This window comes from Gluconobacter roseus NBRC 3990, assembly GCF_006538885.1.
GTDB lineage: Bacteria > Pseudomonadota > Alphaproteobacteria > Acetobacterales > Acetobacteraceae > Gluconobacter > Gluconobacter roseus.
In genome coordinates, this window is record NZ_BJLY01000001.1 from 715,173 (window position 1) to 727,448 (window position 12,276).

General features: G+C 62.6%; 10 protein-coding genes. 8 read left to right on the plus strand and 2 right to left on the minus strand.

Going from position 1 to position 12,276, the window contains the following annotated elements:
- Positions 1–67: 67 nt before the first annotated feature.
- The 5 genes from GRO01_RS03110 to GRO01_RS03130 all read left to right on the plus strand — a co-directional run bounded on the left by GRO01_RS03110 (position 68) and on the right by GRO01_RS03130 (position 6,403).
- A complete protein-coding gene (locus GRO01_RS03110) occupies positions 68–2,227 on the plus strand; it encodes an RNA degradosome polyphosphate kinase (protein WP_371857374.1) in 2,160 nt (719 codons plus the stop codon).
- A 5-nt stretch (positions 2,228–2,232) separates the two neighbouring features.
- The gene (locus GRO01_RS03115; protein WP_062509347.1) at positions 2,233–3,711 is read left to right on the plus strand and encodes a Ppx/GppA family phosphatase; all 1,479 of its coding nucleotides are present in this window, start codon (positions 2,233–2,235) and stop codon (positions 3,709–3,711) included.
- Positions 3,708–4,472, plus strand: coding sequence for a CDP-diacylglycerol diphosphatase (locus GRO01_RS03120; protein WP_062509345.1), 765 nt, complete (start codon positions 3,708–3,710; stop codon positions 4,470–4,472). The genes GRO01_RS03115 and GRO01_RS03120 overlap by 4 nt, the downstream gene beginning before the upstream one ends.
- Before the next feature lie 81 nt (positions 4,473–4,553).
- Positions 4,554–5,720, plus strand: coding sequence for an MFS transporter (locus tag GRO01_RS03125; protein WP_174787392.1), 1,167 nt, complete (start codon positions 4,554–4,556; stop codon positions 5,718–5,720).
- Entirely contained in the window at positions 5,717–6,403 is a 687-nt protein-coding gene (locus tag GRO01_RS03130) for an HAD family acid phosphatase (RefSeq protein WP_062509344.1), read from the plus strand. The genes GRO01_RS03125 and GRO01_RS03130 overlap by 4 nt, the downstream gene beginning before the upstream one ends.
- A 105-nt stretch (positions 6,404–6,508) precedes the next feature.
- On the opposite strand, the gene GRO01_RS03135 is transcribed toward GRO01_RS03130, so the two are convergent.
- Entirely contained in the window at positions 6,509–9,181 is a 2,673-nt protein-coding gene (locus GRO01_RS03135; protein WP_062509342.1) for a DUF4175 domain-containing protein, read from the minus strand.
- On the minus strand, positions 9,174–10,526 hold the full coding sequence (gene lysA, locus GRO01_RS03140) for a diaminopimelate decarboxylase (protein WP_062509341.1): 1,353 nt from the start codon (positions 10,524–10,526) through the stop codon (positions 9,174–9,176). The genes GRO01_RS03135 and lysA overlap by 8 nt, the downstream gene beginning before the upstream one ends.
- A 68-nt stretch (positions 10,527–10,594) precedes the next feature.
- Between lysA and GRO01_RS03145 the strand changes: the two genes are divergently transcribed.
- From GRO01_RS03145 to GRO01_RS03155, 3 genes are all read left to right on the plus strand, one after another.
- Positions 10,595–10,984: a cytidine deaminase gene (locus GRO01_RS03145; RefSeq protein ID WP_062509338.1), complete on the plus strand. Its 390-nt coding sequence runs from the start codon at positions 10,595–10,597 to the stop codon at positions 10,982–10,984.
- Entirely contained in the window at positions 10,981–11,676 is a 696-nt protein-coding gene (locus GRO01_RS03150; RefSeq protein WP_062509336.1) for a trypsin-like serine peptidase, read from the plus strand. The genes GRO01_RS03145 and GRO01_RS03150 overlap by 4 nt, the downstream gene beginning before the upstream one ends.
- 146 nt (positions 11,677–11,822) lie before the next feature.
- Positions 11,823–12,257, plus strand: coding sequence for a response regulator (locus GRO01_RS03155; protein WP_062509431.1), 435 nt, complete (start codon positions 11,823–11,825; stop codon positions 12,255–12,257).
- Positions 12,258–12,276 lie beyond the last annotated feature (19 nt).

Consider the following 12,276-nt stretch of genomic DNA (forward strand, 5'->3'; position numbering starts at 1 on the left):
AACGCCGGCCCAGAACCGGAGCCGACGTCGTCAGACGGCCGCAGCCAAGGCCGAAGATTACGCACATATGCCAACCTCGCCGGAGCGGTTCCTGAACCGGGAGCTGTCATGGCTGGACTTCAACCAGCGCGTCATTGATGAGGCGGAAAACACCCGCAATCCGCTTCTGGAGCGCGTGCGGTTCCTGTCCATCAGTTCCAGCAATCTCGACGAGTTCTATTCCGTGCGCGTGGCGGGGCTTGTGGGGCAGGTGCGCGAGGGCATGGTTGTCCGCAGTCCGGACGGGCTGACGCCGGCCCAGCAGCTTGCGCAGGTGCGACAGAAGGCGCGGCATCTTCTGGCCGAGCAGCAGCGGGTCTGGCATGTGCTGGAAGGCGAGCTGAAGGATGCGGGCATTGTCGTTCTGACGACCGATTCCCTGGATGCGACCGATCTGGCGCAGCTGTCCACACTGTTCGATGAGCGGGTTTTTCCGGTTCTGACGCCGATGGCGGTTGATCCGTCCCATCCGCTGCCGTTCATTCCCAATATGGGGCTGGCGCTGCTCATGCGGCTCAAGGACCCGGCATCCTCCATGCATGTCATGGATGGTCTGATCCTGCTGCCGGCGCAGGTGCCGCGTTTCCTGCGACTGCCGGCGCGTCTGAAGGAAGGGCAGGAGACGCCGGACCAGATCCGCTTCGTGCTGCTTGAAGATCTGATCACGCTGTTTGCCGGGCGTCTGTTCCCGGGGCTGGCGATCGGGGTGGCCGGTGTGCTGCGCGTGATCCGCGATACGGATGTGGAGTTCGAGGACGAGGCTGAGGATCTGGTGCGGTCCTACGAGACTGCGCTGAAGCAGCGTCGTCGTGGCGTGTGCATCCATCTTGCGCTGGACCGCAAGCTGCCTGAGGCGCTGGGCCGCGAGATGGGTGAAGAGCTTGGTGTGGGCGAAGAGGACGTGGTTGTCCTGCCGTGTTTTGTCGGTGTCACGGATCTCAAGCAGCTGATCGTGGATGACCGCCCGGATCTGGTGTTCCCGCCTTATACGCCGCGCTTTCCCGAGCGTGTTCTGGATTATGACGGCGACTGTTTTGCTGCGATCCGGGCGAAGGACATGCTGGTCCATCATCCGTTCGAGAGCTTTGACGTCGTGGTGCAGTTCCTGCGTCAGGCGGCGCTCGATCCGAACGTGCTGGCGATCAAGCAGACGTTGTACCGGACATCCCGCGACAGCCCGATCGTGCATGCGCTGATCGAGGCGGCCGAGGCTGGCAAGTCGGTGACGGCGATGGTCGAGCTTCGGGCTCGGTTCGATGAAGAGGCCAATATCCGCCTGTCGCGTGCGCTGGAGGCGGCGGGCGTGCAGGTGGTGTTCGGGTTTGCGCATCTCAAGACGCATGCCAAGCTGAGCCTTGTCGTCCGTCGCGAGAACGGGTCGCTCCGGTCCTATGCGCATTTCGGGACGGGTAATTACCATCCGATCACGGCACGGATTTATACGGACCTGTCGTTCTTTACCTGTGATCCGAAGCTGTCATCGGATTCGGCGCGTCTGTTCAACTACATGACGGGCTATGCCATCCCGGAAAAGATGGATGCGCTGGCGTTTTCGCCCATTACCATCCGCTCGACGCTTGAGCAGCTGATCCACGATGAAATCGACCATGCGAAGGCGGGACGGCCGGGGCGCATCTGGCTGAAAATGAACAGCCTTGTGGACGCCGAACTGATCGACAAACTGTACGAAGCCTCGCAGGCCGGGGTGAAGATCATCGGGATCATCCGGGGAATCTGCTGTCTGCGGCCGGGTGTGCCGGGGCTTTCGGATAATATCGAGATCAAGTCGATTGTCGGGCGTTTTCTGGAACATGCGCGGGTTTTTGCCTTCGGAAACGGGCATCGGATGCCGTCTCACAAGGCAAAAGTTTTCATTTCTTCCGCAGACTGGATGGTGCGGAACATGGACTGGAGGGTAGAAGCCATGGTGCCCATCACGAACCCGACGGTCCATGCGCAGATTCTTGGCCAGATCATGACGATGAACATCAAGGACAACCTTCAGAGCTGGACGCTCACGAGGGACGGCTACTGGCATCGGGTTTCGCCGGGCGCACATCCGTTCTCCGCCCACGAATACTTCATGAACAATCCGTCCCTGTCCGGCCGAGGATCGGCTGCGCGGGAGAAGGTCCTTCCGGAGGCACATCGCCCCCGTGAGCGGCCCGACAGGATTCTGGAAGACTGATCTTCATGTCCTCATCTGCACAGCGTTCCGCCATTGTCGATCTTGGATCCAACTCGGTCCGGCTGGTCGTTTTTGAAGGGGTGACACGCAATCCCCTTCCGATCTTCAACGAAAAGGTCACGCTCAAGCTCGGGCGTGGGCTGGATACGACAGGGCGCCTCAATGAAGAGGGCGTGGCGCTGGCGATGGATGTGCTGGGACGGTTCCATACCGTCGCCCGCGCGATGGGGGCGGAACCGTTTCAGGTTCTTGCGACCGCTGCCGTCCGGGATGCGACCAATGGTCCGGACTTCGTGGATGCGATCCGTGCGCGGATGCCGGGCGTGCCGATCCGGGTTCTGGAAGGGACCGAGGAAGCCGATTATGCGGCCCGTGGTGTCCTGTGTGGGCTGCCGGAAGCGAACGGGCTGGTGGCCGACATTGGGGGTGGCTCGCTGGAGCTGATACATGTGGCCGATGGCCAGTATTTCGAGGCCGTGACGACCAAGCTGGGCGTGATCCGGCTGCATGACCGTGCGAAGGGCAGCATCGAGCGGGCGGCCGAAATTGCGAACGAGCTTCTGGCGGCCGTGAACTGGCTGCCGGGCATGACGGGGCGACCGCTCTATCTGGTGGGTGGTGCCTTCCGGGCTCTGGCGCGTCTGCAGATTGCGCGCACGCAGTATCCGCTGAACCTCGTGCATCTGTTCAGCCTCTCTGAAGGGGAGGCGCGTGAGATGGCGGACTGGGTTATCAGTGCCCCCAAGCGCACGCTTGAAAAGCTTCCCGGTGCGCCGCGCAAGCGTCTGGCGGATGCGCCTTTTGCGGCCGTTGTGCTGCGCTGCCTGATGGAGCGAGTCCGTCCGTCCAAAGTCGTGTTCAGCGTCGATGGGCTGCGTGAAGGCTGGTACATGCGCCATGTGGCGTCTTCGGTGGCGGATCTGGATCCCATGACCGATCTGGCGACGGAAATGGCCAACCGTCTGGCACGTAGTGCGTCACTGGCCGAGCCTCTCGTGAAATGGACGGCACCGCTGTTCCGCGAAGAGACGCGCACTCAGAAGCGTCTGCGCGAACTGGCCTGCATGCTGTCTGATATCGGGTCTTACGATCACCCCGAATACCGCGCCGAGCAGACCTATCGTCGTGTGATGCATGGTCATGGCGTGGGCTTTGATCACAGCGCACGGGCCTTTATCGGTCTGACGCTGGCCGTGCGTTATGAAGTCTCAATGGATTCTCCTTTGATCGAACCTTCCCGTCAGCTTCTGTCGCGTTCGGAAATCGACCGTGCGGTACAGTTGGGTCTGGCGCTCCGGCTGGCCTATACACTCTGTGCAGGGACGAAAGTCCTTCTGGATGAGTGCAGGCTTCTCGTGGAAGACGGCACGCTTGTGCTGATCCTTGGCGCGCGCAGTGTTCGGGCGGCAGGCAGTGCGGTCCGTCGTCGTTTCGAGAGGCTGGCGGCTGCGATGCAGCTTCAATGTCAGGTTAGGGAAGAATGAGTTTGCGGAATTACGGGACGGCAGCCAAGGTTGGTTTTCTGGCGGCAGCTGTGGTGTTCGGGCTGTCAGGGTGTGGCAAGTCCCATGATCGTGGGGCGCTGTGGAAAGTCGTGCATGGGCGGTGTGCGCCGGATGCCGCGCACAAGCCCTGCACGGTCTATGACGAGAAAGACGGCTATGCCCTGCTCAAGGACAAGACCGGGCGTGGGCAGTATCTTGTCATCCCGACGCAGAAGGTTCCGGGCGTTGAAGACCCGGTTCTGCTGAAGCCGGAGACGCCGAACTATTTCGCAGAAGCCTGGGGTGAGCGTGCACATGTGGCGCAGGCCTATGGGTTCGAGATTCCTGATGCCCATCTGTCGATGGCCATCAATTCGCGTCCCGGCCGGACACAGGACCAGTTGCACATCCATCTGGACTGCCTGACGGCCTATGCCCGCGCCGAACTCGACAAGAACATGATCACCGAGACCTGGTCGCTCGTGTCGCTGTATGGTCATCCGTACCGGGCGCGGATCGTGGCGTCGCTGGATCCGTCGCCGTTCCGGGTGATTGCGGCGGATGACATGTCCATCCACACGCTCGTCATCACGCCGGCCAAGCATGGCGGGTTTATCCTGCTCGATGACATGGCGCATGTGTTTGACCATGGATCGGGCGAGGAACTTCAGGATCATGCCTGCCATCTGGACGATCCGCATCACAAGACGATGATCATGGACGGCATGGATATGGGCGAGCATCCCAACGGCATGATGTGACGCTGCTGCGACTTGTCCGGTGATTTCCAGTGTGGCAGGGTTCGATCAATCTCGAACAATCTGCACTTCCGGAGACCGGTCTTGAAACTGGCAGCAAAATCGCCACCAAACTGGCCCCTGCTGTCGCTCGCCGTTGGCGCCTTTGCCATCGGCACGACAGAGTTCACTCCGATGGGCCTTCTGCCCGTCATCGCCCATGGTCTTCAGGTCAGCGTCCCCAAGGCCGGTGGGCTTGTGACCGCCTATGCGATGGGCGTGATGATCGGTGCGCCCATCATCACGCTTCTCATGGCGCGTTTCCGGCGCAAGCTGGCCCTGATCCTGCTGATGGGGCTCTATGTGGCGGGAAACCTGCTCTCCGCCATTTCCAACAGTTATGAACTGCTTTTCGCGGCCCGTGTCCTGACCAGTCTGGCGCATGGGGCGTTTTTCGGGCTTGGTGCGGTTGAGGCCTCGCTGTCTGTCGCGCCATCGCGGCGGGCGAGTGCGGTGGCGTCCATGTTTATGGGGCTGACGATCGCCAACATCATCGGCGTTCCGGCGGCAACCTGGCTTGGGCTGAATTTCGGCTGGCACAGCGCTTTTGGCGTGACGGCGCTGTTGGGGCTGGTGACCATGCTGGCCGTGCAGTTTGCGCTCCCGGCCCGCGAGATCGGTCCGGCGCCGGAAGTCGGGCGGGAACTTCGGGTTCTCGTGAAGGGCAATGTGCTTCTGGCGCTGTTGACGACCGCGATCGGGGCGGGGGCGATGTTCGTCCTCTATACCTATATCGCGCCGATCCTTGAGCACATCACCCATGCGAGCCCGACGGTCATTACGATTGCGCTCATGCTGACGGGGGTGGGGTTCTCCATCGGCAATGCCATTGGTGGACGCAGCGCGGACCGGTCGCTGGATGGAAGTCTGCTGGTTTTCTTCCCCATTCTCGGCATCATCATGCTGATTTTTCCCTGGATGGCGCAGACGGTGCCGGGTGCGCTGTTTGCATCGCTTGTCTGGGGGGCAGCCACGTTCTCGCTGATGCCTGCGCTTCAGATGCGGGTGATGCAGGCCGCGCATGATGCGCCGGCTCTGGCGTCGTCCATGAATATCGGCGCGTTCAATCTTGGAAATGCCATCGGTGCGGCGCTGGGAGGGATCGCGCTGTCTCTGGGGTTGGGTTACAGCGGTGTTTCCGTTATCGGAACGGCTCTGGCCCTGGTCGGGGTCGGACTTGTTCTTCTTTCACGAAAGGTGGCTCCTCCATGATCCGTTCCCTCCTGCTCGCCACCAGCCTGTTTGTCGGTGGTGCGATGGCACCTTTGGCAGCGCAGGCCGCACAGCCGGCGAATGTGGGTGATGCCATTCTGGCCGCCAGCGCCTATCACGACAGTGGCGATTATCAGCGCGATTTTGATGCTGTTGTTGCGCAGGCCCGTCAGTGGATTGACGAAGCCGCGCCGAAGACGCGGCGTCCGGCGATCGTGCTCGATATTGACGAGACGACGCTGTCGAACTGGGATGAGATCCGGGCTGACGGATTCGGTTATATTGCATCAGGGCCGTGTGATGCGCTTCCCAAGGGGCCATGCGGCGTAGATGCCTGGGAGAAAAGCGGGCGTGCGCCGGCATTTGCCTCTACGCGGGCGCTGATTGAGGATGCGCAGGCCCATCATGTGGCGGTGTTTTTCGTAACGGGGCGGCATGAAGACGAGCGGGATGCGACGGAACGGAACCTGCATCTGGCGGGAATTCAGCACTGGGACGGGCTGTATCTGCGGCCGATGACGTCTCATGGCTATGCGGCGCGATACAAGACCCCGACGCGGGAGCGGATCGAGCGCAAGGGTTACACGATCATCGCAAGCCTCGGGGATCAGCCGTCCGATCTGGCGGGTGGTCATGCGAAGAAAGGCTTTCTGCTGCCCAATCCGTTCTATCGTATTCCTTAACGGGGAAGCGGATGGTTCCAGTGGGATTCAGCCATCCCGCTGGGATATATCCGAAGCTGAATTGAAAAAGCCCGGTGCCATGACGGCGCCGGGCTTTTTTTTGTGTCAGAACGATTTGAGGAGCCGTTCCAGATAGTCCAGTTCGCTTTGCGGGCGGGTGCGGTCCGAGGCGCGGCGGCGGAGTTCGCGTTCGATGTCGCGGGCGCGGTCACGGGCGCTCTTGTCCGGGATATGGGCGTCGGAATCCTTGCCCTTGTCGCCTTCGCCCAGTTTGCGGCCCAGCGGATCCTGATCCTTCTGGTCGTCGTCATCCCCGTCTTCGTCACCGGCCTGGGGCTGGTCGCCGTCATCGCCCTGCTGGCCTTTCGCGCCATGCTGGGGTTTGCCGGAACCACCTGCGCCGCCAGACGGGATGAAGCTCAGGCTGCCGCCCTGACCCTTGCCCGATCCGCCTGATTTCTGGTTCTGGCGCATCTGCTTTCCGGCTTCGGAGAGGTCGGCGAGGACTTTCTGCTCGGCAGTCTGGGCCTCGGCATCTTTGCGGTCCGCGAGAGCTTCACGCGCGGTCTGCATGTCCGTCTTTGCCTTGTTGAAGGCCGTAGCGGGTTTGCCGGTCAGGTCCTTCACACGGTGGCTCAGGATGTCGTTTACGCGCTGAAGGGCGCGTTGCAGGGCATGGTCTGCGCGGCGTTCTTCGGACTGTGCAGCGACCGTGACCGGATCGACCGGAGCGGGCGGCTTGGCGTCCGTTGGCTGATCCATGCCGGGCGGGGGCTGCATGCCAAGCTGACGGAGCAGGTCGGCCGTGGACATCTGGCTGACATCCGGTCGGCTGCCGTCATCGGGGGGAGCCGCAGCCTTTTGAGCTGCCGAGAGACGGGACTGCGTGTGGTCGAGCAGGGTGGTTTCGCGGTGGATGAGATCATGCAGGGCCGCGCGCTGGGCACGGGCTTCGGCCTGTGCCTTCATCTGTTCGGCAAGAGCCTTGAGGTCCTCGGGGCTGGCCTGACGCATGCGCTCGGCCATGTCTTCCATCTGCTGGAGGCGCTTGAGGGCTTCGTCGCCATGACCCTGATTGGCTTCGGACTGGAGACGGCGCATTTCGTCCGAGAACGGATCGGCCGAGCTGGTGCCGGACTGCGGCATGACGATGCCGCTCTGAGCGGCACGCGAGAACAGAAGCTGCATCCGGCGGTTCAGGGCATCCTTGAGAGCCTGTGTGCGGCGCTGGAGTTCTTCCTGTTCGGGGAGGCTATGGCCCTTGTCGCCGAGGTCGCGCATGTGGTCGAGCTGCTGCTGCACGCCCTGCTGGGCGGCGCGGACTTCGGCGGCGGCATCTGCAATGTCAGGACCGTCGCGGCGCAGATCGTCCAGATAAAGCGCCAGCGCCCAGAGCTCACCGGGCACACGGTCCGCCGCGCCATCAGGGGCGTCTTTCTGGAGGGAGGCGATCTCAAGGCCGAGGGCTGCGAGGATGGCGCGTTCGTCGGTCGTCTGCGTCAGGAGGTTCAGTTCGGCTGCGGCCTGCGAGGCGCGCTGCTGGCCGAGCATGAGGCGGCGGCGCAGGGCGATGAGGGCGCGGGCCAGCGGATCGGTGAACTTGCGGGCAGCGATCTGGAATTTGACGATATCGCTGCGGCTTTCGCGGCCTGACGCGCTTTTGGCGTGCAGGCGGCCTTCGACTTCCATTCCGGCGAACGGATCGGAGGAAAGGTCTGGTGTGGCGACGCCTTTCGCGTCCTTGGGCTGTCCGTCGAGCGGGATGGGAACGCGCAGGATGCGGCCCCGGGTCAGGCCGGGAAGGTTGATCTCGGCTTCAAGCGAGGCGACGCCATAGGTCTGGTGGACGTGCCAGGGCAGGCCGGTGCGCCAGTCGTCTTTCTGCGGTCCGGGTTTGCCGTCCCAGGTGACGGTGGGCGGCAGATCGGGTTCGACTTTTACGCGCCATGAGCCGAGCGTGCGGCCACGGACCACGATACTGATGGTGCCGGACTGTTGCAGCGTGCCGTGGCTGTTCCAGCTTTCAGCGTCGAGCCTGTTCTGTTCGGGCGAGGCGATCCCGTGCAGGGCGGGTTTTCCATGCGCGCCGGTGATGGTGGTGTTCAGAATGGCGCCCTGTGGAACGTCAAGCGTATTGCGGCCCGTGGCGGAGAGGAAAATCGGTGCGCCGGGGGCGTAGGACGGACGGTCGATCCAGGCCTGAAGGGTGGGGAGCGGAATGCTGTCATCATCCACGCCGGGGATCAGCCCTGCGTGAAGACGCGAGGGTGTGTGCGTGCCGCCGAGAACTGCCGCGACCACGATGGCCATAGGGACGGCAATGAGCGCGACCCGTTCGTGCAGGCTGGTTTCGGGGTGGGGGAGGCCGACGCGGAGCGTGCCGAGTGAGGCCGTGACGCGCTCGACATGGCGGGACCAGATGGCGGACTGCTCGCCATTTCCAGCAAAGGCCGGCCGGTCGGTCAGGCTGAGAAGAGGCTGGTAGGCGAGTTTGGAATCCTGCTCGATCCGGCGGTCGGCCACGGGAATGCTGACGGGAGGCACACGGCGCAGGCCGGTGATGGTCAGCCACAGGGCCGTGCCGAGAACGCCGGCTTCCAGCAGGGTATGCAGCCAGTCCGGCAGGGACTGGGGAATACGCGCAAGGCAGGCCAGAACGTAGAACGCGACCAGCAGCAGGGGCCAGCGCAGGGGCTCCCAGGCGCGTTCCCACCACAGGACACGCTGGGCTTTCCGGCGCAGGGCTTTGAGGTGGAGGGCCGGGTTTGGCTCAGCCATGGTCGTCCTTAGCTGTCAGCCATTCCGGAACGGTTTCGGCTGCAATCAGTTCCGCAACGCTCTGGCGCTGGCGGATGATCTCCCATTTTCCGTTGTCGATCAGGACCTGTGCCGCAAGCGGGCGGGTATTGTAGGTCGAGCTCATGACCGAGCCGTACGCGCCGGTATCGAGCAGGGCGATCAGGTCGCCGCGCTTTGTCTCTGCGGGCAGGGCGCGGTCGCGGGCGAAGATGTCGCTGCTTTCACAGACCGGGCCGACGATGTCCCAGAGTTTGGTGGGACTGGTCAGACCGCTCGGGGCAACGGGCATGATGCCGTGCCACGACTCATAAAGAGACGGGCGGGCGAGGTCGTTCATGGCGGCGTCGAGCACGACGAAGTCCGGATTGCCAGCCTTGGTCTCGATCACGCGGGTCAGCAGGAGGCCGGTGGGGGCGGAGAGCCAGCGGCCGGGTTCGATGCTGAGACGGACGTCGAGATCGCCTAGCGTTTCAGCGATAACGCCGACAAGCATGTCCGGTGAGGGCGCGATTTCGTCCCGGTAGCGGATGCCGAGGCCTCCGCCGCAGTCCACGGCTTCGACAGTATGACCGGCGGCGCGGATTTCGCGGACCATGTCGGCCAGTCGGGCATAGCCTTCGCGAAAAGGGCCTGCGGTGAGCATCTGGCTGCCCAGATGGACGGCGAGGCCGACGAGGCGGACGTTTCTCAGGCTGGCGGCTTCACCATAGAGGGCGACGGCGCGGCGGTGTTCGATGCCGAACTTGTCTCCGGCGCGGCCGGTGGAGATCTTGTCATGGGTGTCGGCGTCCACGTCCGGATTGACGCGCAGGGCGGCGCGCGCGACGCGGCCACAGGCGCGGGCGATGTCGTTCAGACGGTAGAGTTCCTCGACGCTTTCGACATTGATTTGTGCAATGTCGTGCTCGACAGCGGCGCGCAGTTCGGCATCGGATTTGCCGACGCCGGAGAACACGATGCCCGAAGGCGAAATCCCGGCATGAAGGGCGCGCTGCATTTCACCGCCGCTGACGATGTCCACGCCGTAGCCGCACTGGCGCAGGATGGTCAGGGTGGCCTGATGGTCCTGCGACTTCATGGCGAAATGCATGTTCACCGGCAGGTTCCGGGCCTCGAACGCGGCGCGCAGGGCTTTTGCGCGACGGCGCAGCGTTTCGGCGCCCGTGATCCAGCACGGTGTGCCGATGGCGGCCGCGATGACGTGCAGGGGCACGCCTTCGAACAGCAGGCCGTCCCGTGCGTCCATCTTCAGCGAGGGACGGGTTTCCAGCATGTCGGAGAAAGATGGATCGGTGGCGGGATCGGAGGGAAGCGGTGCACTCATGATGATGCTACCGTATCGCTCTTGGAAGCATGTTCCAAGCTGAACCCGCAGGGGATAATATCGTCGGCATGATACAGGAACTGATCCGAGAGGCCCTCGAGGCCCGTTCGCGTGCTTACGCACCCTATTCGCGCTTTCAGGTTGGGGCCGCATTGCGGTGTGAGGGTGTTGTTCATTCCGGCTGTAATGTTGAGAATGCGGCCTATCCGCTTGGGACCTGTGCCGAGGCGGGCGCGATTGCCGCCATGGTGCGGGGTGGCGGGCGCCGTATTGAGGAAATCGTGATCGTGGGCGGGGATGCGCCGTGCACGCCATGCGGGGGATGCCGGCAGAAGCTGCGGGAGTTTGGTCTGCCGGATTTACAGGTGCATATGATCTCGCCGAAGGGAGATCTGCTCCTGACGCGGACGCTTGCCGAGCTTCTGCCTGACGCGTTCGGGCCGGATCATCTGGGATGAAATGCGCTGCCGCGCTGCTGATGGTCTGTCTGTCAGGGGGAGGGGCAATGGCCGCTCCGGCCGTGGCATTGCCGGGACTCGGCCCGGACAGTCATCGCAGCGTGGTGGACGTGAATGTGGCGCCCTGGCGGATTCTGGGGCGTGTTCAGACGTCTCTGGGTGGGCGTTGCACCGGATTTGCCGTGGCGCCGACCGTGATGGTCACGGCGGCGCATTGTCTGTGGCTGCCGGCGACGCGGCATTATATCCAGCCCCAGGATGTTCACGTCCTGATGGGGTATGTGATGGGTCAGTACCGGCTTCATGCGCAGGTGACACACTTTGTTATTGCCCCCGGATATGATCCTGACAACGAAGGGGGAACGGCATCCGAGGATCGGGCGACACTGGTTCTGGATCGGCCTGTCATAGCATTGGAAGATCTCGTGCCTTATGGCGAAGCCCGGATGGGCGCTCCGGCCATGCTAGTCGGATATCCGCAGGATCGGGCAGAGGTGCCGTATGGCGATACTGCGTGTCAGATCAATGGGTTAGCAGTTAATCAGCTAATCCATCATGACTGTTCGGCAACGCGTGGAGACAGCGGTGGACCACTGCTGGTCCAGCAGCCGGACGGGCAGTGGGGTATTGTCGGGGTCGACGTGCTTGCAACTTCTGGTCGTGGCGGGTTTGCAGCGCCATTACCGCACTGAGATTTTCGAAAATGGTCCGGGTTGCCATGCAGGAACTGCACGTCAGAAAAAATTCACACATGCAAACATCTGGCCGGTCGTGACGTTGCAGACGGCAGAACCCCGAAAGGGTGTTACAGGTTTTTCAAACCCCAAAGGTGATTGCCATGTATGCCATGCCCATGAAGGCGACAGCGTCCCGGTTAACTCCGAAAGGAGGATCACGCGGGGAGCATAAAAAGGTCAACCGCAAGCATGTCCTTGTTGTCGAGGATCAGGCGCTGCTGCGTTTTCTTGCTGCGGATATGCTCGAGGAAGCCGGCTATGAGGCATCTCTTGCCGGGGATGCCAGCGAGGCTCTGGAAATGCTCGAACGACATCCGGATATCGGCACGATTTTCTCGGACGTGAATATGCCCGGCGATATGGATGGTGTGGATCTGGCGCGCGTCATTCATGAAAAGCGCCCGGATGTCGGCGTCGTTCTGACATCAGGTACGCGTGTTCAGGATCTGGGCCGATTGCCTGGTGGCACGATGTTTCTGGCCAAGCCCTATGAATGGGACGAGGTCTATCGCTGCCTGAAGCGGGTCCGGCACTGAATTGTCGACAGATTATAAA

Coding starts and splice junctions, on each gene's coding strand:
- GRO01_RS03120 (WP_062509345.1), top strand. CDS start 3,708: ATGAGTTTGCGGAATTACGGGACGGCAGCCAAGGTTGGTTTTCTGGCG.
- GRO01_RS03130 (WP_062509344.1), top strand. CDS start 5,717: ATGATCCGTTCCCTCCTGCTCGCCACCAGCCTGTTTGTCGGTGGTGCG.
- GRO01_RS03135 (WP_062509342.1), bottom strand. CDS start 9,181: ATGGCTGAGCCAAACCCGGCCCTCCACCTCAAAGCCCTGCGCCGGAAA.
- lysA (WP_062509341.1), bottom strand. CDS start 10,526: ATGAGTGCACCGCTTCCCTCCGATCCCGCCACCGATCCATCTTTCTCC.
- GRO01_RS03115 (WP_062509347.1), top strand. CDS start 2,233: ATGTCCTCATCTGCACAGCGTTCCGCCATTGTCGATCTTGGATCCAAC.
- GRO01_RS03155 (WP_062509431.1), top strand. CDS start 11,823: ATGTATGCCATGCCCATGAAGGCGACAGCGTCCCGGTTAACTCCGAAA.
- GRO01_RS03110 (WP_371857374.1), top strand. CDS start 68: ATGCCAACCTCGCCGGAGCGGTTCCTGAACCGGGAGCTGTCATGGCTG.
- GRO01_RS03150 (WP_062509336.1), top strand. CDS start 10,981: ATGAAATGCGCTGCCGCGCTGCTGATGGTCTGTCTGTCAGGGGGAGGG.
- GRO01_RS03145 (WP_062509338.1), top strand. CDS start 10,595: ATGATACAGGAACTGATCCGAGAGGCCCTCGAGGCCCGTTCGCGTGCT.